We start from the raw sequence: 22464 nt of genomic DNA, 5'->3' as shown, positions 1-22464 counted from the left end.
ATGAAGATGCGCGCGTTATCCATTGTCGGCACCGCGGCTATCGCATGTGCGATGCTGGTCGCGAGCAGTGCGTTCGTGCACCGCGTGCGCGCCGAGGCATATACCGCGCAAGTCGACACGCCCGACGCGAAACTGATCGCGAGAGGCGAATATCTCGCCAAAGCCGCCGACTGCGCGGGTTGTCATACGGCGCCGCCGGGCGGTCCATCCGGCAAGGAGCCGCTGCATCAACCGGCGCCGTTCGCGGGCGGACTGCCGATGGGTTCGCCGTTCGGCACCATCTGGTCGTCAAACATCACGCCGGACCCTGTAGCGGGCATCGGGCGCTACAGTTACGACGATTTCGAGCGGGCCGTGCGTGACGGCGTGGCGCCTGGTAACCGGCGGCTGTATCCCGCGATGCCGTATCCGTCGTTCGCGAAGATCAACGACGACGACATGCACGCGCTCTACGCGTACTTCATGCATGGCGTCGCGCCCGTCTCGACGCCTGCGCCGCGCACCGAACTGCCATTTCCGTTCAATCAGCGCTGGGCGCTGATGTTCTGGAGTGTCGCGTTCGCGCCGGACGACGTGTTCGTGCCGCAATCGACGCGCAGTCCGCAATGGAACCGTGGTGCGTATCTCGTGCAGTCGCTCGGACACTGCGGCGCGTGTCATACGCCGCGCGGACCTGCGTATGAAGAGCGCGGCTACGACGAGCGCTCGGGGCGCTACCTGACGGGCGGCACGAACGATCACTGGTTCGCGCCGAATCTCACGGGCGACAACGGTTCGGGCCTCGGCCGCGTATCGGAGGACGAGATCGCTTCGTTCCTGAGAAGCGGGCACGGTGCGGGACTCGCGACATTCGGCAGCATGGTTCAGGTCGTCGAAGACAGCACGCAATATCTGAGCGACGACGATCTGCACGCGATCGCCCACTATCTGAAGAGTTTGCCCGCGCGCGAACCGTCCGGACATTTCGACGACCGGTCGCACGCCGCGCTGCAGACCGTGCGGGCGATGAACACGGGCGACGTCGAGTTGCCGGGCGCCGGTATCTATCAAGGCTTTTGCGCCCGTTGTCACAAGGCGGACGGCATGGGCGAAGCGCTGAAGTATCCCCGGCTGGCGGGCAATCCTGCCGTGCTCGGCGCACAGGCGGATTCGCTCGTCCGCCTGATGATCGAAGGCGGCGAGGCGCCGCATACGCAGTCGGGCATCGAGGCGAAGAAGATGCCGTCGTTCGCGGGCAAGCTGACGGACACGGAAATGGCGCGCGTGCTGACGTTCGTGCGCAATACGTGGGGCAACCAGGCGTCGCCCGTGACGAGCCGCGAGGTCGGGCGCGTGCGGCACAGTTTGGGAAAATGAAGGACGGGCCGTCGCGACAGCGGGCCAGGATCGCGCCAAAACCTCCGCACAACGCGCCACATCGGCGCCCCAAACCGCATACGAATACTTCGCACCATTAAACTCGGGGCTTTACGGACGGATCGGACGACGGGGCCGCGGCTTGTCGCTCCGTCTTCCGATACGCGGACAATGAAGCTACTGACGGCACTCAAGCGACATCTCTTCATCACCCTCGGCAACACGCTGCCGATGTACGGTCCGTTCAACCGGATGCGCGCGTCGATGTTCCGCAGGGCGGGCATGACGGTCGGCTCGGGCGTGACGATCATCGGGCCGCTGAGCCTCGAACTGAGCCTGAACGAGGAAACGATCCGCGGCATCACGATCGGCGATAACGCGTATCTGAACGCGGGCACGCGGCTCGCATGCCGCAACAGTCGCATTTCGATCGGCGACGACGTGCAGATCGGGCCGCGCGTCTCGTTCGAGACGGCGACGCACGGCATCGTCTTCGAACCCGATCTCGGGCGCGGCCTCGATCACCAGGAGATTCACGTCGGCGACAAGGTGTGGATCGGCGCGGGCGCGACGATCCTGCCCGGCGTGACGATCCACGAGGCGGCCGTGATTGCCGCGGGGGCCGTCGTCGCGAAGGACGTCCCCGCCTATACGCTCGTAGGCGGCGTGCCGGCGCGCAAGATCAAGGACATCGACATCGCATCGACGGCTCAGCGCCAGGGCGCCATCGCGTGAAAAACGCCGTCGCGTCTGACGAGCGCGTGAAAGAGCGCGGCGGCCAGATGCACGAGGATCAGCGCGAAGAAGCACAGCGCGAGAAAGCGGTGGGCGTTCCAGAGCAGCGAGTGCAGTTCGTTGCTATGCGGCAGGATCCACGGCAATTGCATGCCCGCCACCACCACGGGATAGCGCGCGGCCGACAGCATGCCCCAGCCGATCAGCGGCAGCGCGATCATCAGCGCGTAGAACGCGAGGTGCGACAGATACGCCGCGAGTTTCATCGGCGCGGGCATGTCGGACGGCAACGACGGCGCGCCGCGCACGAGCCTCACCACGAGCCGGATCAGCGCGAGCACGAGGATCGTGATACCGAGCGGCTTGTGGATCGAGACCAGCGTCAGGTAGTCGGGCCGGATGGTCGACACCATGCCGACGCCGATGAACAGCATCGACAGAATGCATATCGCCATGATCCAGTGCAGTGCGCGCTGCAGCGGCGTAAAGCGGTCGCGGTTCGGGATCATTGCTTCGCTCCTTCGGCAGGCGTGTGCGGATAGTCTTTGTCCTCGGCGGTCCGGCGGTTGAACGAAACCGAATACGCGGCCGAGCGCGCAGCGGGGAACAGATCGTCGGAAACGTGGATGCCGGCCGGCAGCACGGTCGGATCGAAATTGAGGTCGCGGCACGCGCCGTCGGGTTCCGGCTCGATGGCGCTGACGACCAGCGTGCCCGCTTCCACCTTGCGGCGGTCGTCGGGCCATGCCTTGCTCGGATCGGCCGTCGGATCGCCTGGATTGGCGACGGTGACGACCATCGTCCAGCGTTGCGGCGCGCTGCGCACGCGCTGCGTGATGTCGGTTTCGAGGAAATCGGCGGGACGCTGTTTGAGTTCGTCGGCGGACACGGGCTCGGGCTTCGCGGCGGGCACGAACGACCAGCGCACGGCCTGATCCTGACCTTGTGCGTTCGTGAAGATAAAGCTGTTGAGGCTGTTGTACTGATCCTGCGCGTAGGACGCCGTCCACGGCGCGGTGGTCGCCCACGCGCCGAACGCGGCGAACTCGGGATGCGCGGCGATGAATTTCTTCATCGCGTCGGGATCGTCCTGTCGCGCCGACGCTTCGAGCAGCGCATAGAACGCTTGCGGTGTCGCGACGGGGAAGAACGGCGCGTCGATCATCGCCGAGCGCCACTCGCTGCCCTCCGGCGTGACCACGCGCAGGCTCAGGCCGCGCACGCGCACCGTGGGGTCGGCCGCTTTCGGATCGGGCGTGGCGAGATTGAAGCGTCCCGTCACGCGATACGAACCCTGCGCGAACATCGGCGCGCTGGAGAGCGCAGCGGCGGCGCCGCTGGATTCGAAGGTGCCCGTGAAGCAGATGCCTTTTGCATGGTTGCGCCGGAATCCCAGCGCGGGGCCGCCGGGCGGCGCCAGTGCATTGACGACTTTGGCGGGCGTCAGCCGCGACGGCGTGAGCCACCCCGCCGTGTAGACGAACGCGATCGCCACGACGCCGACGATGATCGCAATCAGGATCAGCGAGCGGACTGCGGACGGTTGGGAACCAGGTTTGTCGGCCATGAATGTCTCGATTCAGAGTTCTGCTGGCGGGAATCTAGCAGCGTCAGAAAAATCGTGCCGGGAAGGGACGCCGCGCGAGACGCGTGACGGCCATGCGCCGGGTTCGAGATAATCTGTTTCGTATCTGACCGGCGCGGCGTTGCACATGGATTCCAACGATGAAAGACGAAAGATTGCTTGAAATGCGCGTCTTCAAGGCGGTGGTGGAAGCGGGAGGCTTCACCGCGGCGGCGAACCTGCTGGGCGTGAGCCAGCCGTTCGTCAGCCAGAGTGTCAACAGCCTGGAGCGCAGGCTCGGCGTGCAGCTGCTGCACCGTTCGACGCGCACGCAGCGCCTGACGGGCGAAGGCGAACGCTTTCTCCTGTCCTGCAACGATATTCTCGATAGTCTGGAGGAGGCGGAGGCGCAGGTTCGCTCCAGCGAGCCGACAGGCAACCTGCGCATCAGTGCGCCTCACGCATTCGGCATAGATCAGCTGGTGCCCGCGCTGCCCGGTTTTTTGTCGATGTATCCGAAGGTGTGCGTGCATTTTTCGCTGTCGGACTCGAACGTCAATCTGATCGAGGACAACTTCGATGTCGCCGTCCGCATGGGACGGCTGCAGGATTCGTCGTTGCGCAGCCGTAAGCTGTGCGACCTGCAGCGCGTCGTCGTGGCTTCGCCGGGCTATCTCGCCGCGCACGGCACGCCCGTCACGCCGAATGGCCTGTCCCGGCATGCGTGCCTGACGTGGGAGTCGCCGCGCGAGCATCTGAACCAGTGGCCGTTCATGATCAACGGCAAGCTCGAGCGGTTTGCGGTGCAGGGCAGTTTCCGCAGCACCGACGGCACGACGCTGTTCCAGCTGTGCGTGGCGGGCATGGGCATCATGCGTCTCGCCGAGCATCTCGCCTTGCCGGCCATCCGTCGGGGCGACCTGGTGCCGCTTCTGTCCGACTATCAGGCCACCGACGACACCGCGATCCACGTCGTCTATCTGCCCGAGCGCCAGCTGGTGCCGCGCATCCGCGCCTTCATCGACTACTTCGTCGAGGTGTTCCGCGAGCCGCCCTGGCAGAGAGCGTAGCGGGATTTATATGCGGGCGTAATAAATCCTATTGTCCGGCGCGCCTAGATCGGCGACGGGTGTTTCCTTATCGTTACGGCCATGCGATGACCGCCCCATACAAGGAGACACACATGAGCACCGGCACCGGAAAAATCGACATCAGCGCACAGCAGGCCGAACTGCGCCGCACGATCTCCCATCCGTCGAACAATTCGATCTACCGGCCGAAGCAGGCTGGGCTGAAGTTCCCCGAACTGCCCGACTTTCCGTCCTTCGCGCAGGAGCGTCAGCACCGCAAGGAGCGCCTCGTCGCCGCCTGCCGCGCCTTTGCGCTGCACAACCTGGATTACGGTTTTGCCGGCCATCTGACGGTGCGCGATCCCGAGTTTCCGGAGCTGTACTGGACCAATCCGATGGCCGTGCACTTCTCGCAGGTGAAGCTCTCGAATCTGATCCTCGCCGACCACACGGGCAAGGTCGTCGAAGGCACGTACGCGCTCAACCGCGCGGGCTTCGTGCTGCATGCCGCCGTGCATGAGGCGAATCCCGACATCGTGGCGATGTGCCATGCGCACACCGTCTACGGCACGGCATTCGCGGCGCTCGGCCGCCCGCTCGACCCGATCACGCAGGATGCCGCCGCGTTCTATGAAGACCATATCGTCATCAAGGACGAGGCGGGCGCCGTCGCGGTGGAAGAGAAGGCGGGACTTTCGGTTGCCGATTACTTCAAGAACGTCAAGGCGGCGATTCACCAGAACCACGGTCTGCTGACCGTGAGCCGCCACAGCATCGAAGCGGCCGCGTTCTGGTTCATCGCGCTGGAGCGTTGCTGCCAGCAGCAGCTGCTGGTCGAGGCCACGGGCATCAAGCCCGTCATGGTGCCGGAGCATAGCTCGCGCTACAGCCGCGATCACGTCGGCAGCGAATACATCGGCTGGCTGCATTTCCAGCCCATCTACGACCAGCTGGTGCAGACCAGCCCGGACATGTTCGACTAAAACGGCTGAACGGCCAGCATAGGCCGTCGCATACACAAACAAACCGCACGGGCGCGACCATGAAGCGCGCCCGTGACGATTCAAGGAGACAACGATGTTGAAGACCGCTTACGGCGATGTCGTCGCGCCGACCGATGCCGAGGACCGGACCTACGCCAAGGTGACCTGGCGCCTGGTTCCCTTCCTCTTTCTCTGCTACGTTTTTGCTTACCTCGATCGCGTGAACGTCGGCTTCGCGAAGCTGCAGATGCTGACCGACCTCAAGTTCAGCGAAACCATCTACGGCCTGGGCGCAGGCATTTTCTTCATCGGCTATTTCATCTTCGAAGTGCCGAGCAACATCGCGCTGCACCGGTTCGGCGCGCGCAAATGGATTGCCCGCATCATGCTCAGCTGGGGCGTGCTGTCGGCTGCGATGATCTTCGTGACGACGCCCACCCAGTTCTACGTGCTGCGCTTCCTGCTCGGCGTCGCGGAAGCCGGGTTCTTCCCGGGCATCATCCTGTATCTGACCTACTGGTTCCCGTCCTCGCGCCGGGCAAAAATCACCGCGATGTTCATGACGGGCATTCCCATCGCCGGCGTGATCGGCGGTCCGCTGTCGGGCTGGATTCTGAACGCCTTCAGCGGCGTGAACGGTATGGCGGGCTGGCGCTGGCTGTTCCTGCTCGAAGCGCTGCCGTCCATCGTCGGCGGGTTTGCCGTGCTGCTGTATCTCGACGACAGGATCAGCGCGGCGAAATGGCTGACGGCTGACGAAAAGTCGCTGCTCGAGTCGGGTCTGGCGAACGAGTCGGGGCACATCGAAGTGCATAGCGCGAGCGGCGCGTTCACCAACGGGCGCGTATGGGTGCTGTGCCTCTGCTACTTCGGCATCATCATGGGGCTGTACGGCATCAGCTTCTGGCTTCCTACGCTGATCAAGGCGTCGGGCGTCAGCGACGCGCTGAATGTCGGCCTGCTGACCATGATTCCCTACGGCGCTGCAGCCATCGCGATGGTGCTGCTCGGACGCAGTTCGGACAAGAGCAAGGAGCGGCGCTGGCACGTAGCGCTGCCCGCTGTGATCGGCGCGGCCGGCCTCGTGGCGAGCACGCTGGTGCCGCACAACGTCGCACTGGCTGTCGTGTCGCTGACCATCGCGACGATCGGGATTCTCGGCGCGCTGTGCCAGTTCTGGGCGATCCCGCCCGCGTTCCTGGGCGGTGTGGCAGCGGCGGCGGGTATCGCGCTGATCAACTCGGTCGGCAACCTCGCGGGCTTCGTCAGTCCTTATCTGGTCGGCTGGATCAAGGACATGACGCACAGCACCGATGTCGGCCTGTATTGCGTGGCAGTCTCGCTGCTCGTGGCGGCCGCCATCGTGCTGACGATGCCGAAGCGCGTCGTCAACCGCTAAGACGGCTACTCGCTTGCGGACTGCGCGACGACGGGCGGCGAGGGCCGCTCGTCGTCGCGTGTGGTGAATGCCCACGCAAGATCGAAGGGCATCACCTTGCCCAGTTGCGAGACCTCGCCGAGCACATGCACGCTATAGCGTGTGGCCGCACGAAGTGGCTCGTAGGGCGTACAGATGGCGGTGTTGCGCGCCGCATCCGCGAGTGTGAGCGGCGCAATCCTGCACGCGACTTTCTTGCCCCGCTGGTCGAGCAAATCGACACGGTTCAGTTCGATATGCGCGTTCGGCCCGCCTGAAAGCGTGATCGGAAAACCGAGCACCTGGCCGCGATAGCGCGAACGGGTGCCCATCGGATCTACTGATTTCGATCTAGCGATTTGTTTATGGGCATAGGAAATCAGTAGATATACCGTGTATATCGGTAGAATTAGGATGGTGTTGGGAAGAGCCGGTGGAATGCAAAGCGGCCACGCCGATCGCTACCGGTGGCCGGTCGCAGTGGCAGGCGTTTGTAGAGACTCTTCCGTTCGCGCAGCATTTTTGAAATTTTTCATGCATGAGACGGCCGGCATGCCGCGCTACATTTCAGCACCGCCATACTCGAATGTCAGGAGCCAATGAACGGGGGGCAATATTCTGTCGACGATCGCGTCAGGAGTTGGGGGCGCAGCAGGGTGGTTGTTCGCTCGACCTCTTTGGGTGTGAGCTTGTCCATGTAGGCCACTGTCAGCAACGTAGGGGGATGCACACTCTGTATCTCTGCAAGCTGCTCGATTCTGCCTAATGTGACTTTAAGCCCCGTTCGACCGTATTGATGTAGGTGCGGCTCGATACAAGTCCGAAATCAAGCCGGCGAAGCCGGCGCGTCAGTCACGAGTGTGTGCGACTTGGGGATCGCCGATAGACGGCCGTCTACACCCCCGTGGTGTGCGCAGCCAAGTTGTGCGCACGGGGATGATCCGAGGCTCTGGATCGCTTGGTCGGCTGATCGGTCAGCGATTACTAGCCCGATACGTTCGGCCCAATTCAATCGGTACGAGACCGGCACTCCTTCCTGAAGGATATCCTCACCCGACTGCCGACCTACACTGCCAGCGAGATCGAGGCTTGACTGCCTCGTTGCTGGCAGCTGATTGTTATCGTCGGCTCGACCAATTCGTCAAGACCCATATGCAAGCAATCAGCGAGGTGTTTTGCGTCGACGCGCGGCGCCCGCCGGCTCGACGGCAAGCCGACCGCACAGCTGTTTGAGCCAGCGTCGAACCCATACCCGATCCTTGGGGTTAAGCCGCTCCAGCAGTTCGATGATGTCGCTGGCGACGTGCCGGGATCCCGTCGAGGGAGCAGGGAAGAGATTGCCGACCTCAATCCCGTAAAGGGACGCGAGTGCAACCAACCGTCCCGGAGACGGCCAGGACTTGCCAGTTTCAATCCGGCTGATCGTCTGTTTGTCGATTTCGAGAATTTCTGCGACTTCTTCCTGCGTTCTGCCAGCGTCAAGACGCGCATTGGCCAGTGCTCGCCCTACCTGAACTGCAATTTCCTCTTCCGCGCGACGCCTTCGTGAACGACTCTTTCTGGGGCTTGAGCGTTGCGCTCGCGCTTGCCGCTGTCTTTGCTTTTGCCGTCTTCTTCGCTGCGGTCTTCGTTGCCATCGACATCCCCATGTCAGGTTTTGAGAATGCTCAAGACGAGGCACCCCGAGGCAGGGACCGCTCGACACATGCGTCGATGCAAGCTGGAGGCAAGCGTAGCAACGGTTTTCGGTCAATGCAAGCAGATTAGCCCATAAAACTGGGCATATTTTAGTTTTAAGCAGGGCGAGGAAGAGTTCGGCGAATTACCGCCGCATTCGGTTTTCGGTCTGTCTGCATCGTCATCGCGACGTCGAGATCGCCACGTGGGTGCGCTCGGGCGCGATCACGCACGACGATGATGCGGGTCATCGCGCACGCCTCGTTGCTGATTCCGTTCAGGCGATGAGCGCGGGCACCGCGAACCATCACGCTGAGCGCAACGAGGAAAACGTACCCGCGCATTTGAGATCTGGTTCCGCCCGCGCATGCCGGGCGGCACGCCGCGTTGGGCGACGCGTGTCTGTTCGCCCCAACTGCGCTGTCACGCTCGCGAGCGGCGATGCGGACGACGTGGGCGCGGGCGCGCTTCCCATCAATACCGACGCACGCGTGCGTATAGCGACGCTACGCGAAGGCACGAGCGTGCAGCACGCGTTCCCGAGCCCGGTTCTGCCTATCTGGTTGCGGATAATGGGCGAATCGAGGTGGGGCATGTCTGCCTGGCGCGACGCGATGGGGTTGCGGTTCCCGATGAAGCGCAAGTTACGTTGACGGCGCGCGACGACACCGATGTCGTGCTCGCTGAACTCTTGAGACAGGACGACTGAAGCTTTCGGGCCGGACAGCAACGGCATTCCCCGAAGTAACTGGATTGGCGCGGATGAATGACGTGTCGCGATCTGACGGGTAACGTCCTCGCGACGAAGAAAGCGGGCCCTGCACCCGGGGGCTTGCATTCATCTCCCGGAGCAGGATGTCTGTGAATCGCCCATCTGACACTGGCAAATGTCTGGCGGCGTCTCCGACGCTGACGCGGAGATCATTCGGCAAATTACGCTTCAGTTTGCTGCTCAGCTTGCGGTGTCAGTCGGTTGGCCTCGGCCTACCGCATCGGGCGCCGATCGGCCAATTTCGGCCATAGTCTTGACACGGGCCAACGTCCGTTCTATCCCCAGTTGCCGACGCTCATGTGACGTGGGGAATTCATCTTGTAGTTCCGACGCATTTCCCCGATTGCCTTGCGCATGGCCGCAATAAAGGCCCCGACTGATATCACCGACACAAGCTAGTTGCATGTGCAACGTTCGTGCGGTGACCGCCTGCACGAGTTGTCTCTCGCGGATTGGTGCAGTCCACACAACATACTCGTGTTGTCCGTTGGCCTAGTACTTTACGAACAATGAACCTACGATGCTTCGCACAGACGGTTGGCGGGAAAGCGGTTCACATCGGTGTCAACTGCGTTTGCCTGGAGTGGGCAGCTCAAGTATTCGACCGGCATAGCCAGCCGTCCTCTCGGTGAACGAAAGGAACGGGTTTCGTTTGGATATGACTCAACTACAGAAATGCCATGAACCTCAATTTTGACTCTCCCATCGTGGTAGTGACCGGCGGTTCATCCGGAATCGGCTTGGCGACAGTTAAAGCGTTTCTCGACGAAGGCGCAACCGTTGTGAGCTGCGGACGAAACGCAGATCGATTGTTCAAATCGGCAGCTTTTTTGGAAGCCAACGGATCCAGAATCGACCGGCTGATCACACAAGTATGCGACGTCACTGACGCGTCAGCCGTAGCCGAAATGGCGGGATTGGTTGAATCGCGTTTCGGACGACTTGACATCCTCGTGAACAACGCCGGTCAAGGGCGATTCGGGACGTTTTCGTCGACATCAGACGAAGACTGGCTGGCCGAACTGGAATTCAAGTTCTTCTCTGTCATCCGGCCGACCCGTGCCTTCATCCCTCTTTTGCGCAACAGCCGTGCAGCGTCCATCGTTGTCGTGAATGCTCTCCTTGCCCGACAGCCCGATCCCAAAATGGTGGCCACTTCAGCGGCGCGGGCGGGTGTACAGAATCTCGTCAAATCGCTGAGCGCCGAACTCGCGCCAGCCATACGGGTGAACACGATCTTGATCGGCAATGTGAATAGTGGCCAGTGGGAAAAGCGTTACCCAACAGCATCGAAACCGGGGCAAACATTGGATGACTATGTACAGGATGTGGCAAAGGACAAACGAATTCCGCTAGGCCGGCTTGGAGCCACAGATGAAGCGGCCGCAGCGATCGTGTTTCTCTCGTCTCCACGCGTCGGCTTCGTCACCGGCGCGACGCTCGAAGTCGCCGGCGGTGTCTCGAGTTACGCCTGGTGAGGGCATCAGTCACGGTTGGATGACCTTGCTTGCTGCTTCAGGCGAGTTCTCATCTTGATTCGAAGTAACAGCAAGAGCGTGAGCTAGATTGGATTCTTCTGAGCACATATTTCGGAGTACGAGGTTTGTAATATGAAAGTAGATTTTTAGCTGCATGGAATGTCACCAGGCGTTGGTCTGTTCCGCACACCTGGCATCAGTAATCCATTTCTAAAGGAATGCCATGAGTTGTTTGATTAGATTGATTGCAAGTACTGCCGTTGTGTACTCGATCCTTGCAACTTCCGCGCTCGCTGATACTGCAGCAGGCGAGCACAACGGATCGACTGCCGCACCGGCGGGTCATGCGGGTGTTCCTTTTCCTGGTGCCCCGGAGATTGCTCCGATCGGTGTGCGCCTCGACAAATATATCGACGTGCCGGAGGCCGCAAAGGGACCTCCCATCGATCCCGCGAAGGGCTATCGTCTGGAAAAACTTGGCAGGGGACTCTATATGGTCACCGACAATGGCTATCAGTCGATGTTCATGGTCTATGAATCCGGCGTGGTCGTCGTGGATGCACCGCCCTCGTATGCAGCCAGGTTGAAGCAGGCGATTGCCGAGGTCACGACTCTTCCTATCACTCACATTATCTACAGCCACTCGCATACTGATCACATCGGCGGCGCCGGTCTTCTGGGCGGACACCCTGTCATCGTGGCCCAGGAAGAGACAAAACGACTGTTGCTCCGCGACGCGGATCCGGCGCGGCCCATCCCGACCGTCGTATTCAAGACTTCCTACCGGATGCAACTAGGTAGCCAGCACCTGGAACTCTCCTACCATGGGGATGGTCACGAGCCGGGCAACATCTTCATCTATGCGCCGGAACAGAAGACACTGATGGTTGTTGATCTTGTCTTCCCGGGATGGATGCCATTCCGGCGCTTTGCCGTCGCGCATGACTTGCCCGGCTGGATGGCACAGGTGGAAATGATTGCGAAGCTGCCCTTTGACAAGCTGGTGGCGGGTCATGTCGCTCGATTGGGGACGCGTGCCGACGTGCTAACTCAGATCGAGTTCGATAACGACGTGAAAAGCGCGGCGGCGGCAGCGCTAAAGACGACTCCTTTCGTGGATGGCATCAATCCGGCCGATGCTGGAAACCCGTGGGCTCTGACGGACGACTACACGGCGCGCGTCGCCGGATCTTGCGTGAAAGCGGTGACGCCGAAGTGGAGCAACCGGTTGGGCGCGTTTGACACGTTTGTGTGGGATGAATGCTACGCCATGGAGCAAAGTCTGCGCGTGGATTAAGAAACAGTTCCGAGCGCGTCTGTGTGACCAATGTCCGCATATTGGATGCTGGTCACCAACCCGTCATCTCCCAGGCGCTGCCGCTGACCGAGCTGTTGCTCGACATGGCGAGTGCCTGGGTTTTAACCCAAAGAACGGCAATGACCAAAATCGCAATCGTGTATTTTAGTGGCTACGGCCATACCGCAAAGCAAGCAGAAGCGGTGCAGCGAGGGGCTGCATCGATCGACGGTGTGGAAGTAACCGTTCTGCGCATCGACCAGGAAGGAAATCTCCCCAACGGATGGACCGATGTGCTGGCGTCGCAAGATGCCGTCATTTATGGCTCGCCTACCTACATGGGTGGTCCGGCGTGGCAGTTCAAGAAGTTCGCCGATGCGTCTTCCAGGCTGTGGACGAAGCAAGGTCTCAAAGACAAGCTTGCGGCCGGCTTTACCAACTCTGCCTCCGTCAATGGAGACAAATTCTCGACCATCCAGTACCTGTGGACGCTGTCCCAGCAGCATGGCCAATTGTGGGTAGGCACTGGCCTCCTGGCGGCGAATACGAAGGACAGCGGACCGAATGACGTGAACTGGTCCGCTGGATTTGCTGGTGCACTGGCCATTTCACCTTCGGATGCAAGTGCTGAGGAGGCTCCCGGGAGCGGCGACCTCAAGACGGCTGAGCTCTTGGGGGCGCGAGTGGTCGCGATGGTGCGCAGGCTCGGGTGACAGGCGAGCCCGACGGCAAGTCCCATACCTCCTTTGCCCGGAGCCAACGCGACATGGGCAACATCGTCATTTACGTTGTGCACTGGGCTTTAACTTTCCTCGCCAGCGTCTCTTCGATGACCGCTCAAGATCGAGAAGCGGTCGGGCCGCTGAGAGCTTTGGACGGCAGAGAGGGGTCGGTACGGCGCGTTCGCCGTCGGCCCGGATTCAACCATCTGCCTCGCTAGGAGGGGTGTGTGGGGCCGTATTCCTAGTTCGACATGTCTAGCGGGACAACCGTCTTCGCTTTGACGCTACGACTCCTTGCCGGCCACATCGACTAGTGCCCCTACGGGCCCGTCCGGATATGATGGTTTACCGGGAACACTAATGCCAGCGGTAGTTCGTGGCATTGGTGCCGTCCATCACGTTCGAACTCGATATCGCCCTAGGACATCTTCGTCCAGAACAATTCCTAGCCCCGGAACGGTGGGCACGGGAACGCTGCCGTTGTCCAAAGGGATCAGGTTCTTGACGAGCCTCGTGAAGAGAGGGCTTTCGCTTTGCGAGTATTCAATCAAGCCTCCGAACTCGCGCGACGCCAGAAAGTGAATCGTCGCGGCAAGCAGGATACCTGTACTAAATCCGTGGGGCACGAGCTGAGCGCCATACTCCTGAGCAAGTTCATAGATATGAATCATCTCGCTGATTCCGCCGCAGCGGGTCACGTCCGGCTGGACAATTGCCGGTCGACTCCCTTCAATAAACGTCCGGAACTCGTGACGGGTAGCGAGCCCTTCGCCACCGGAGACTGGAATGCCTGCATGTTCTGAGAGGTAAGCCAGGCCCCGCAGGTCGTCGGAGGAAAGCGGCTCCTCAATCCAGCCCAGATTGAACTCCCTCAGAGCGTCACACTGGGTCATTGCGTGCGAGGCGTTGCGCCAACGTCCCACGAGATCAATCTGCAGCTGGACGTCATCGCCTACCTGCTCGCGGATCGCGCGCAAAATCTGTTTGTCCCGCGCCGGGTTTTCTCCAAATCCGGCTCCACCGAGTTTGATACTGCGAAGACCCTGAGCCAGCAGCCTGCTGACGATTTCGCGGTTCCCCTCGTCCGTGGCCGCCGGAATGAAAGTGCCATAGGCCTCAATGCTGTCGCGATACTTCCCGCCGAGCAGGGTATGCACAGGCACGCCATAGTGCTGCCCCGCGATGTCCCAAAGGGCAATGTCCAACGCGCTGATTGCGTGGATCGCCGCACCCCGCCGGCCGACATACTCGGTCGAGCGATACATTTTTTTCCACAGCCGCTCGATATCCAGGGGATTCTCACCGATGAGGACTTGCCGCAGCCCCTGACATGTTTCATGCGACGCCGGCGTGTCAATCAGTGCCTTGACGACCGCTGGGGAGCTATCGGTCTCACCCACACCGACAATTCCTGAATCGGTTTTAACGCGGACAATCAGGGCGTCCTCGCCCCACTCGCAGTGCTCGTCGAGGGCGGGAACGCGCAACCAGATGGCTTCTACGTCAATAATCTTCATATTTGGAGTTACCGCTTTGGGTTCCTGTTGGCGACGGTTTACAGCCGATTCTGGACTTCGACAACGGCAGGCTGGTGATGGATAGAAGCCGCCGATTGCTTTTTAGGCATTTCCTGGTGAACGGGACCATGGTCCTCTCGAAGCCACTTGAAAAGCCCCCAGATTTTCACCATCAGGATGCATATGAAAGGGATGGCCGTGAGAATTACCGCTGTCTTGAGCGTGCTTAGCGGCGCCTTGATATAGAGCATCGCCAACGGGAGTGCCGCGAGCATCATGCACCAGAACAGGCGCAGAGCTGGAGACGGGTCTTGCCCTTCGCGCAAATTTCGCGTGCTGGTAGCGGCGACCGTATAGGCGGTTGCATCCAGGTGAGAAGCAAGGAACACCAGCATCAACAGGAAGTACACGACGGACATCAACTTGCCGAGCGGCAAGGTCGCGAGCAGCTGAGACACTGCGGCTTCACCACCGGCGCCGACCAGCATAGCGGGTGTGTTCACGACATTGCCCATGAACTGATGAATCGCATAGCTTTCGAGACTTCCGAAGAAGAACCAACACCCACCGCATCCGCCAAGAATCATGGCCAAAACAACTTCGCGGATCGTCCGACCTTTCGATACACGCGTAACGAAAATCGCAACACCGGGCGTATATGTAATCCAGTACAGCCAGTAAAAGACCGTCCAGTCGCGCGTAAATGCCCCGTCGCCCGTCGGGTCTGTGAAGAGGCTCATGTGGATGAAGTTCTGCAGGCTCAGGCCGACCGCATTGGCGAAGTTGTTGACGATGAACCCAGTAGGTCCAAGGACCAGCACAACCAGAGCGAAAGCGAGGGTCAGGCCGCAGGCCAGCTTTGCCAACCGTTGCATCCCCGAGCCGATACCAATCCACGAGCTGAGTGAGAACACGAGTGTCACGAGCGCGACTAGAGAGGCCTTGAGGGCGAAGCTGTCGCTGATGCCAAGAAGGTCTGACAGGCCCTTCGAGACGGTCGAGGTCGTCAGCGTCGTAGTCAGGATCAGGCCACCAAACGTCGCGAAGAGAAATACAAGGTCGATGACTCGGCCGAGGATACCGTGGGCGCTCAATCCGGTTATCGCCTCGATGATGCCGGCGAGACTCAGGCCCTTGTTGCGACGCACGTGGAAGTGGTACGCCATCGCGAGAGAGGCGATGCCATAGAATGCCCACAGAGTGATACCCCAATGGAAGAACGAATAGGCAACGCTAAATTCCAGCGCCTGTTTGCTCGAGGCCGCGATGTTCAGCCCGGGCGTGAGGTAGTAGTACGCCCATTCGGTGAATGCCCAATACATCGTTGCCGAGCCAAGTCCCGCACAGATGAACATGAATACCCAGGCAACATTGCTGTATTCCGGGCGTCCGCCTCCAAGGCGGATGTTGCCGTATTTGCCGGCGGCCAACCAGGCAATCAGCACAACGCATGCGACGCCCAGCAACTGAACCACTGTGCCGAACACCTTGGTTGCGCCGTTGAACATCTGGTCGGCAATTACCTTCGAACGGTCAGGGAAAATCATCAGCGCCGTAACAGTCAAGGCAACCACGAGGATGCTTGTGACGATGAGCGTCCGGTCTTTTTGGGGCACAGAATCGACAGGTGGCTGCGCGCTCATGACTGCCTCCCGCATGGAATAAAGGGCAATGTCATACCTGGCATGTCTCTCTCCATTAATTAAGATTTCAAATTCAACCTATGCGCCTGGGACGCATGCAGGTAATGTAAACTTGACGGAGCGGGCAGGAGAAACGCAGTTTCCTAATGGATTCATCACAGTTGCTTATTAAACGGCCGCACGACGCTCAGACGGTTACGCGATTACCTCACCTCAGCCTGCTGCTGGCTTTCAAGACGGTGGCCGAGGAAGGTAGCTTCACGCGTGCGGCCGATATCCTGCATTTGTCTCAATCTGCGGTGAGTCAGCAAGTGGTCAGGTTGGAGGAGGCACTCGGCGTCCAATTGTTCATCCGGTCGACTCGAGCTGTCAGTCTGACGTCGGCAGGCAATGAACTGCTGAATGACATCCGGGGTGCGTTCGAGCAACTTGTCATCGCATTCGACCGGTGTGCGCGCAAGGGCGAGTCGCCGACGCTCCACGTTGAGGCAGAGCCTGTGCTTAGTGCGTTCTGGCTCACGCCGCGCCTGAGACAATTCACTCAGCGTTTCCCTGGCCTGCAAATCAAGTTGCTACTCACGACACAAAGGGTGGAGTTCCCGAAGGAAGTGGAACTTGCGGTCAAGTGGGGAGACGGTCATTGGCCAGGTTTCGAGGCCGAATTCCTGATGGGTCTCAACTACGTGCCCGTATGCTCGCCCGTTCTCCTGAGGGGCAACAAAGCTCTTCGGAAACCTTCCGACCTGCAACATCATCTCCTTCTGCACGACCGGAGTCACGATGACTGGGAAAACTGGCAGAAGCGGTATCCGGACGTTCCGCTTAGTTTCGAGCGCGGGCATGTAGTAACGGATTCGAACGTCTTGGCGCAGTTAGCTGCGCAAGGTCATGGTGTGGCGCTTTGCGCGGTCGAATTGATTGAACAGCAACTGCGAAGGGGGGAACTCGTCACCCCGTTCCCGGAGATGACGATGCCCCACTGGCATGCGTATCACATACTGACTCGCCGGAACCAGGCGTTGAGCGGTGTTGCCACACAGTTTATTGCGTGGTTGAAAGCTGAAGCGAAGGGCTGCGGCGAGAGTAACGCGCGGCCCGATTGAAGCGCGACCGCGGGCTGCTGAGCTGGAGCAGAGTAGCATGGGGTAAGCATACTTCTCGTGCTGAAAATGGCGGTTACATGACGCCGAACCGGCTCCCAGCAAGGTTTTACGGGCTCAGGCGTTTTGCGCGATGGTGCGATTTGCAAGTCATTGGTTAAATGGATGTTTTACGCGCTTACCGCCAGCGTTTGTGCGAGAAGTACGCTAACCCCGTCGGGCGTCCTTCAAGGGGCTGCGCCTGGACAAGCCGGCCGACAGCGTCGTCCGCGAGGGAGGCAAAACGCAGCCACCCGAACATCTGCCTCAGCTGAAAATCAGCCATCCTGAGCGAATCGTCGCCCCCCTCGACTGGCATCACGAAGGCGGACCTGGTCGGCTACTACGCGAGCGTTCCGGACTGGATGTCGCCTCACCTGAAAGACCGACCCGTTGCGATGGTTCGTGCGCCCTCGGGTATCGCCGGCGGCGAACTTTTTTTCCAGAAGCACGCCGAGCGAACGGCGATGCCGGGACTGACGGCCCACAGCCGCGACCTCTGGCCGAAGCATCCGCCACTACTGACCGTCGACACAGTGGACGCGTTGCTGTCGGCAGCGCAGATGAATGTGGTCGAACTGCACACATGGAACTCAACGGTCTCGAAGCTTGACAGCCCCGACCGGGTCATTTTTGCGTATTTCGGCGAACGTGACCGCCGATTTCGGGAACGTGACCGATTCGGCGGGGTTTGGCATTGCGCGGTGTTGATTGTAGATTTCCTTGTTAGTTCTGGTCGAGTTCGGGCTCCAGGACGTTGGGTTTTGGGGATGCCTTTCTGAGGGATTCACCGGTAAGCGTGATCCGATGATGACGCTGCATGAGGCGGTCGAGCATTGCGTCGGCGATAGTCTCGTCGCCGATCCATCCATGCCAGTGCTCAATCGGTAACTGGCTGGTGACGATGGTCGCCTTTCCCGCCGAGCGGTCATCGATCATCTCGAGCAGATCGTTTCGAACCATCGCATCGAGGGGCGCCATTCCCCAATCGTCCAGTAGAAGCACGTCGACGCGGGCAACCTGCAGCAGCCATTTTGTGAAGCCGCCGTTGCCGTGCAGAACGCGAAGCTCCTCGCCAAGTCGCGGCACGCGCAGATACAAGGCTGAATGCCCGCGCCGGCAAGCGTATTGGGCCAGGGCGCAAGCGAGCCACGATTTCCCCGCGCCAGTTGGGCCGCTTATGAGCAGGCTGTAGCCCGCTTGCACCCAGTCACCGAGTGCGAGGCTCGTGAGCGAGCGCGGATCGACGCCACGGCCAGCGCGCGTGTCGAGATCCTCAATAGCGGCCTGCGGATATTTGAGGCGCGCCTGCTTGAGCAATCGGGTACGACGGCGATCATCACGCCAGCTGGCTTCCCGGTCGACCAGCAGTGACAGGCGTTCCTCGAAGCTCAGGCTGGCCGCACCGGGCTGCGTCAATTGTTCTTCCAGGCCGTCAGCGAAGCCGTCCAGCTTCAGGGTGCGCAATTGCGTCAGTGTCTGTTGCATCATCATGGTGGTCTTCTTTATTGGTAGTAGCTGGGGCCGCGTACATGCGCGTGGCTCGGGCTGGTCCAGTCGGCAGGCGTTACCACCGCCGCCCGGTCGCGGTTGTTGACCAGGATGTCGCGCACGTGGCGGTAACGGTGTACGCCCAGTTCCAGCGCCAGCGCGCAGGCGGCTTCGAGACGGTCACGGCCATAGCGACGTGAGAGCGACAGCAATCCAAGGCACGCCCGATAGCCGTGTTCCGGATGGCGTTGCTCCTGCAGCAGCCGGGTGACGAGCGCGCCGGTTGCCGCGCCGATCTGCTGTCCCCAATGAATCAGCCGCTGCGGCGTCCATTCCAGATGAGCGCGGTGTGCCGCAGGCATGTGCTCGACAACAGTGGTATAGCTGCCTGCGCGATCGTTACGTGCGTGGCTGGCGACGCGGCGACCGCGATGTAGCAGTTCGACAGTGCCCGCCGTGATACGCGCATCGAGCTTGAGGCCGACCAGCGCGTGCGGCACGCTGTAGCGGTGTTTGTTGATCTCGACGTGATAGTCAATGTGAACCGTCACGGTCTTGAAGCGCGCGAGCTCATAGGGCTGTGCCGGCAGCGGCTGCAGTGCCGGCGCGTCCAGCTGGGCGAACGCGCTGGCACGACATCCCGGCAGCTTCTGGAATGGCCTCTCATTCAGGTTCCTGAGCAGCGGGCAGATGGCCTCATTGACCGAGTGGACCGAGTCAAACCGGTGATGACGCAGGCGCGCCATGATCCAGCGTTCGACCACCTGGACCGCAACCTCTACCTTCGGTTTGTCCTGCGGACGATATACGCGCGCAGGAAGGAATGATGTGCCGTAGTGACGCGCGAAGTCCAGCACAGTGTCGCCGGCGCGAGGTTCATAGCGATCGGGATCGGCAATCATCGCACGCGGGTTATCCGGGACGATCAACTGCGGCACACCACCATAGAAGGTCAGCGCGCGAGCGATCCCGCCCAGCCAGTCCTCCATTGTCTCGGCCGGCGTCGCACATGCGAACGTGTAACTCGATGCGCCCATAGCCGCTACGAAGATGTGCGCGCGGCGTCCAGTCGTCAGTGGCAACGTGGGGCCGGCGAAGTCGACAAACAGCTTCTCGCCGGCGCGATGAATCTGACGCATCGAGCGCTTCAGGCGTTTTGTGAACGCCTTGTAGTGCCCACAGAACTGCGTATAGCGGTAGGTCTGCCGGTCCGCGAACTCAGCCTGGTATTCCTCCCATAGCAACGTCAGCGTCATGCCCTTGCGACGCAGCTCCTGATGGATGCGTCCATAGTCGGGCTGGGCATAGGCTGCTGGCCCGTGGGCTTGCCGAGCAGCCGCCGCTCGAGTTCGCCTTCATCCATATCGCAGGCGCTTGCCCAGTCCAGCCCGGCGGCACTGGCTAGTCCGATGTACTTCGTGACCACGCCCTTGGATATGCCCAGTGATGCGGCGATCCGATCGTGCGAGAAGCCGCCGTCGAATTTAAGTCGTAAAACGTCCTTGATCATGCGCATGTTCATCCGGTGCGCGGGCATCGTCTCTCCGGCCAAAGCCGGCGAGCATAGCCCGCGTGGTTGATGTCATGCGCAACGCCAATCCCGCCTTCCGGTCCGCTCGGTCACGTTTCCGAAATGATCGGTCACGTTGCCGAAATCGCCGGTCACCATCCCGAAACGGCCGGTCACGTTCGTCCGAAATACGCAATTTTCGACCTTGACCCGGGCGATGGGGGGAAATGGAAGCACATACAGGAAGCCGCACTGCTCTTGCGGGTGCTGCTTTCCGAACTTGGCCTGGAGGCATGGCTGAAGACAAGCGGCGGGAAAGGATTGCATGTCGTCGTGCCGTTGTCATCGCGATTGAGCTACGACGCAGTCAAGTCGTTTTCACAGTACTTCGTGCGATATCTCACCAAGACGATTCCAGAGCGCTTCTCTGCGGTATCCGGTGCTTCAAACCGGGTCGGCAAGGTGTACGTGGACTACCTGCGAAATGGAATGGGGCAGACGACCGCAGCGGCATTTTCAGCGCGCGCACGACCCGGAATGGAAGTTTCGATGGAACAACTCACCGAACTCAAAAGCGGAGCTCAGTGGAATGTCCAGACAGCACGCGAATACCTTAGCTTTCAGTCACATGACCCGTGGGGCGATTATTGGTCGAGGGCACAACCGCTTGCCGCGGCAATCAAGCGTCTGCGCTGATGCATGTGCATACGACAGCGGCAACTGTGTGACGCCATCGTCGAACGGGGGAAACCGGCCAAGAAGAGACGATGGCATTGTCGCGCCGAAGGACCGAAATTGGTATCGAAGCGAACATTCGTGTTCGCACACATGTGGCATATTCGCGGCATCGGCCAGGATCGGTCGCTCGATTTCCGCACCTAAAATCTTTAAATTGCGCTGGGCCGAACTCCAATGCAAAAAATTAGCTGATGTCGGGGGCAACGGGGAAATGGACCGCAAATATGTTCTGGCTGGATTCGTATTGACGTTTCTTGCGGGGTTCGGGATTGGGCACCATCGGACGGTCGCTCGGGAGACGGTGTCGCGAACGCTAAGGGCGATGCCTGCCATGCCAATCTGGAAAAATCCCCAATGTGTTTCAGCGAATATCAAAGAGAACGAGCACTTTGAAATTGCCGCTTCAACTCTGGAACATGTAGCGCCGCACTCGCCCGACTGGCTCGCCATTGGAGCCGAACAGTCGCTCAGTGAGGACCTGTATCGTGGGAGTCCGGGGAAGCTTGGAGCGAGGGTGTGTACTCCAGCAGCGATTTATGGCCGTGTTGCCGCGGCATTCGCGGGAAGCGCCCTCGACAAGGGCAGGTTTGACCGCCATGAGCTGAGGCTAGCCTCCCATTTGCAGCCTCCGCCCGTTAATGTCGTCGATGCCGTGGCGAGAGTAGCGTTTTTTCCACGGCCGGTAATCGACGACGATAGCGGTGGACAAATCGACGGCGATATTCGGCCATACGCAATGACCGTTTTGGCAGGCTTTGGGCACGAATCGGCACGATATGCAGTCGAAGCATTTGAGCAGATTTCCAGCGAGAACTCGCTCGGAACTGGCGCGGCGCAAGTCGCAGCGGCCGGTGGACAGCCAGGCGCACTCTCGCAGATAGAGTCTCTTATGAATCAACTTCTTGCCACGGTCCCGGACGACAAACCGATACCACTAGCGACTCGCGACCGACTGTATGAGCTGTCTTGGGCAATCGCTTTTTCAGGTGAAGCTGCAAAAGACCACGAAGCACCGGTTATCAGGCTTATGGGAAGGCAAGTGCAAAGTGGTGCGCCGCCGTTCGGAGTGGTTAGTCTTCATCCGAAGAGGATGTGCGAAGTCATGTCCAAAATCTATGGCGACAGCGAGCGTGTGAATCGCGAGTTCTCGTACTGCGCGGACGACACTCCATTGGAGTCCTATCCCCAAGGGGCCTTCGCTTTCGCACCGGCGCACGCCAGTGAGACACGATGAGTGGCGCCTCGCTTGTTGGCGATCCCCAGACGCGTCCGTCCGCTGACGTATAGCTAGCGGACGTTAGAAACCTCTCGTGCATTGACCGCATAGGGTCGATGACCGACCACTTCGAGGCGCA

Annotated in this window: 21 protein-coding genes and 2 pseudogenes; 15 read left to right on the top strand and 8 right to left on the bottom strand. The window is 60.5% G+C overall.

The genetic code is table 11. From position 1 onward, the window contains the following. Positions 1-6 precede the first annotated feature (6 nt). Together FRZ40_RS31330 and FRZ40_RS45830 are read left to right on the top strand one after the other, a co-directional pair. Positions 7-1356 carry a c-type cytochrome gene (locus FRZ40_RS31330; RefSeq protein WP_240057338.1) on the top strand — a complete coding sequence of 450 codons (1350 nt, stop codon included), beginning with the start codon at positions 7-9 and terminating at the stop codon, positions 1354-1356. Positions 1357-1527: 171 nt separating this feature from the next. Further along, the gene (locus FRZ40_RS45830) at positions 1528-2091 is read left to right on the top strand and encodes an acyltransferase (RefSeq protein ID WP_275671052.1); all 564 of its coding nucleotides are present in this window, start codon (positions 1528-1530) and stop codon (positions 2089-2091) included. Here the strand turns inward: FRZ40_RS45830 and FRZ40_RS31320 are convergent. Next, the gene (locus tag FRZ40_RS31320; RefSeq protein WP_147236680.1) at positions 2067-2600 is read right to left on the bottom strand and encodes a cytochrome b; all 534 of its coding nucleotides are present in this window, start codon (positions 2598-2600) and stop codon (positions 2067-2069) included. The two genes, FRZ40_RS45830 and FRZ40_RS31320, sit on opposite strands and share 25 nt — an antisense overlap. Beyond that, on the bottom strand, positions 2597-3658 hold the full coding sequence (locus FRZ40_RS31315; RefSeq protein WP_147236679.1) for a catalase family peroxidase: 1062 nt from the start codon (positions 3656-3658) through the stop codon (positions 2597-2599). The genes FRZ40_RS31320 and FRZ40_RS31315 overlap by 4 nt, the downstream gene beginning before the upstream one ends. Before the next feature lie 158 nt (positions 3659-3816). On the opposite strand from FRZ40_RS31315, the gene FRZ40_RS31310 reads away from it, so the two are divergent. From FRZ40_RS31310 to FRZ40_RS31300, 3 genes are all read left to right on the top strand, one after another. Continuing rightward, positions 3817-4725 carry a LysR family transcriptional regulator gene (locus tag FRZ40_RS31310; RefSeq protein WP_147236678.1) on the top strand — a complete coding sequence of 303 codons (909 nt, stop codon included), beginning with the start codon at positions 3817-3819 and terminating at the stop codon, positions 4723-4725. A 113-nt stretch (positions 4726-4838) separates the two neighbouring features. Then, positions 4839-5708, top strand: coding sequence for a class II aldolase/adducin family protein (locus tag FRZ40_RS31305; protein ID WP_193567032.1), 870 nt, complete (start codon positions 4839-4841; stop codon positions 5706-5708). A gap of 94 nt (positions 5709-5802) precedes the next feature. After that, the gene (locus FRZ40_RS31300) at positions 5803-7107 is read left to right on the top strand and encodes an MFS transporter (protein WP_028369006.1); all 1305 of its coding nucleotides are present in this window, start codon (positions 5803-5805) and stop codon (positions 7105-7107) included. Between the two features lie 5 nt (positions 7108-7112). Here the strand turns inward: FRZ40_RS31300 and FRZ40_RS31295 are convergent, their stop codons facing one another. Continuing rightward, the gene (locus tag FRZ40_RS31295; RefSeq protein WP_240057337.1) at positions 7113-7457 is read right to left on the bottom strand and encodes an Ig-like domain-containing domain; all 345 of its coding nucleotides are present in this window, start codon (positions 7455-7457) and stop codon (positions 7113-7115) included. A gap of 830 nt (positions 7458-8287) precedes the next feature. Beyond that, the gene (locus FRZ40_RS46245) at positions 8288-8647 is read right to left on the bottom strand and encodes a helix-turn-helix transcriptional regulator (RefSeq protein ID WP_420873903.1); all 360 of its coding nucleotides are present in this window, start codon (positions 8645-8647) and stop codon (positions 8288-8290) included. A 23-nt stretch (positions 8648-8670) separates the two neighbouring features. Between FRZ40_RS46245 and FRZ40_RS45250 the strand changes: the two genes are divergently transcribed. From FRZ40_RS45250 to FRZ40_RS31270, 6 genes and pseudogenes are all read left to right on the top strand, one after another. Further along, positions 8671-8892, top strand: a complete 222-nt coding sequence (locus FRZ40_RS45250) for a hypothetical protein (protein WP_240057336.1) — start codon at positions 8671-8673, stop codon at positions 8890-8892. Positions 8893-8909: 17 nt separating this feature from the next. Continuing rightward, positions 8910-9074 (top strand): annotated as a pseudogene (locus tag FRZ40_RS46025) (pirin family protein); the annotation flags it as partial. 95 nt (positions 9075-9169) lie between these two features. Continuing rightward, entirely contained in the window at positions 9170-9511 is a 342-nt protein-coding gene (locus tag FRZ40_RS31285) for a pirin family protein (protein WP_240057378.1), read from the top strand. Positions 9512-10254: 743 nt separating this feature from the next. Then, on the top strand, positions 10255-11052 hold the full coding sequence (locus FRZ40_RS31280) for an SDR family oxidoreductase (protein ID WP_147236676.1): 798 nt from the start codon (positions 10255-10257) through the stop codon (positions 11050-11052). 223 nt (positions 11053-11275) lie between these two features. Further along, positions 11276-12349 (top strand): MBL fold metallo-hydrolase, encoded by a 1074-nt coding sequence (locus FRZ40_RS31275; protein ID WP_147236675.1) that lies wholly within the window; start codon positions 11276-11278, stop codon positions 12347-12349. Between the two features lie 140 nt (positions 12350-12489). Then, positions 12490-13062 (top strand): flavodoxin family protein, encoded by a 573-nt coding sequence (locus FRZ40_RS31270; protein WP_147236855.1) that lies wholly within the window; start codon positions 12490-12492, stop codon positions 13060-13062. A gap of 404 nt (positions 13063-13466) precedes the next feature. On the opposite strand, the gene FRZ40_RS31265 is transcribed toward FRZ40_RS31270, so the two are convergent. Further along, the gene (locus FRZ40_RS31265; protein ID WP_147236674.1) at positions 13467-14588 is read right to left on the bottom strand and encodes a mandelate racemase/muconate lactonizing enzyme family protein; all 1122 of its coding nucleotides are present in this window, start codon (positions 14586-14588) and stop codon (positions 13467-13469) included. Positions 14589-14626: 38 nt separating this feature from the next. Then, complete coding sequence (locus FRZ40_RS31260; RefSeq protein WP_147236673.1) at positions 14627-16231, bottom strand: BCCT family transporter; 1605 nt, start codon at positions 16229-16231, stop codon at positions 14627-14629. 146 nt (positions 16232-16377) lie between these two features. Between FRZ40_RS31260 and FRZ40_RS31255 the strand changes: the two genes are divergently transcribed. Then, the gene (locus FRZ40_RS31255) at positions 16378-17334 is read left to right on the top strand and encodes a LysR substrate-binding domain-containing protein (RefSeq protein WP_147236672.1); all 957 of its coding nucleotides are present in this window, start codon (positions 16378-16380) and stop codon (positions 17332-17334) included. A gap of 320 nt (positions 17335-17654) precedes the next feature. Then, complete coding sequence (gene ligD / locus FRZ40_RS46020) at positions 17655-18152, top strand: non-homologous end-joining DNA ligase LigD (protein WP_477634405.1); 498 nt, start codon at positions 17655-17657, stop codon at positions 18150-18152. On the opposite strand, the gene istB is transcribed toward ligD (FRZ40_RS46020), so the two are convergent. Beyond that, complete coding sequence (istB, locus tag FRZ40_RS31250) at positions 18097-18864, bottom strand: IS21-like element helper ATPase IstB (protein WP_042317356.1); 768 nt, start codon at positions 18862-18864, stop codon at positions 18097-18099. The two genes, ligD (FRZ40_RS46020) and istB, sit on opposite strands and share 56 nt — an antisense overlap. Positions 18865-18875: 11 nt before the next feature. Beyond that, positions 18876-20398 (bottom strand): annotated as a pseudogene (gene istA, locus FRZ40_RS31245) (IS21 family transposase). A 96-nt stretch (positions 20399-20494) separates the two neighbouring features. Here istA and ligD (FRZ40_RS31240) point away from each other — a divergent pair. Beyond that, on the top strand, positions 20495-21067 hold the full coding sequence (gene ligD / locus FRZ40_RS31240; RefSeq protein WP_193567031.1) for a non-homologous end-joining DNA ligase LigD: 573 nt from the start codon (positions 20495-20497) through the stop codon (positions 21065-21067). A gap of 253 nt (positions 21068-21320) precedes the next feature. Then, positions 21321-22343 carry a hypothetical protein gene (locus FRZ40_RS31235; RefSeq protein ID WP_147236671.1) on the top strand — a complete coding sequence of 341 codons (1023 nt, stop codon included), beginning with the start codon at positions 21321-21323 and terminating at the stop codon, positions 22341-22343. Positions 22344-22464 lie beyond the last annotated feature (121 nt).

This window comes from Paraburkholderia azotifigens, from assembly GCF_007995085.1.
GTDB classification, from domain to species: Bacteria; Pseudomonadota; Gammaproteobacteria; order Burkholderiales; family Burkholderiaceae; genus Paraburkholderia; species Paraburkholderia azotifigens.
The sequence above is the reverse complement of the archived record's forward strand: the minus strand, read 5'-3'. Positions and strand labels throughout refer to the sequence as shown.

What these genes read in the sequence shown, in the direction of transcription:
- FRZ40_RS31300 (WP_028369006.1), top strand. Translation starts at nt 5,803, where the DNA reads ATGTTGAAGACCGCTTACGGCGATGTCGTCGCGCCGACCGATGCCGAG.
- ligD (WP_193567031.1), top strand. Translation starts at nt 20,495, where the DNA reads ATGATCGGTCACGTTGCCGAAATCGCCGGTCACCATCCCGAAACGGCC.
- FRZ40_RS31280 (WP_147236676.1), top strand. Translation starts at nt 10,255, where the DNA reads ATGAACCTCAATTTTGACTCTCCCATCGTGGTAGTGACCGGCGGTTCA.
- FRZ40_RS31270 (WP_147236855.1), top strand. Translation starts at nt 12,490, where the DNA reads ATGACCAAAATCGCAATCGTGTATTTTAGTGGCTACGGCCATACCGCA.
- FRZ40_RS31295 (WP_240057337.1), bottom strand. Translation starts at nt 7,457, where the DNA reads ATGGGCACCCGTTCGCGCTATCGCGGCCAGGTGCTCGGTTTTCCGATC.
- FRZ40_RS31320 (WP_147236680.1), bottom strand. Translation starts at nt 2,600, where the DNA reads ATGATCCCGAACCGCGACCGCTTTACGCCGCTGCAGCGCGCACTGCAC.
- FRZ40_RS31315 (WP_147236679.1), bottom strand. Translation starts at nt 3,658, where the DNA reads ATGGCCGACAAACCTGGTTCCCAACCGTCCGCAGTCCGCTCGCTGATC.
- FRZ40_RS31330 (WP_240057338.1), top strand. Translation starts at nt 7, where the DNA reads ATGCGCGCGTTATCCATTGTCGGCACCGCGGCTATCGCATGTGCGATG.
- FRZ40_RS31275 (WP_147236675.1), top strand. Translation starts at nt 11,276, where the DNA reads ATGAGTTGTTTGATTAGATTGATTGCAAGTACTGCCGTTGTGTACTCG.
- istB (WP_042317356.1), bottom strand. Translation starts at nt 18,864, where the DNA reads ATGATGATGCAACAGACACTGACGCAATTGCGCACCCTGAAGCTGGAC.
- FRZ40_RS31305 (WP_193567032.1), top strand. Translation starts at nt 4,839, where the DNA reads ATGAGCACCGGCACCGGAAAAATCGACATCAGCGCACAGCAGGCCGAA.
- FRZ40_RS45830 (WP_275671052.1), top strand. Translation starts at nt 1,528, where the DNA reads ATGAAGCTACTGACGGCACTCAAGCGACATCTCTTCATCACCCTCGGC.
- FRZ40_RS31255 (WP_147236672.1), top strand. Translation starts at nt 16,378, where the DNA reads ATGGATTCATCACAGTTGCTTATTAAACGGCCGCACGACGCTCAGACG.
- FRZ40_RS31265 (WP_147236674.1), bottom strand. Translation starts at nt 14,588, where the DNA reads ATGAAGATTATTGACGTAGAAGCCATCTGGTTGCGCGTTCCCGCCCTC.
- FRZ40_RS31260 (WP_147236673.1), bottom strand. Translation starts at nt 16,231, where the DNA reads ATGAGCGCGCAGCCACCTGTCGATTCTGTGCCCCAAAAAGACCGGACG.
- FRZ40_RS31235 (WP_147236671.1), top strand. Translation starts at nt 21,321, where the DNA reads ATGGACCGCAAATATGTTCTGGCTGGATTCGTATTGACGTTTCTTGCG.
- FRZ40_RS31285 (WP_240057378.1), top strand. Translation starts at nt 9,170, where the DNA reads ATGCCGGGCGGCACGCCGCGTTGGGCGACGCGTGTCTGTTCGCCCCAA.
- FRZ40_RS31310 (WP_147236678.1), top strand. Translation starts at nt 3,817, where the DNA reads ATGAAAGACGAAAGATTGCTTGAAATGCGCGTCTTCAAGGCGGTGGTG.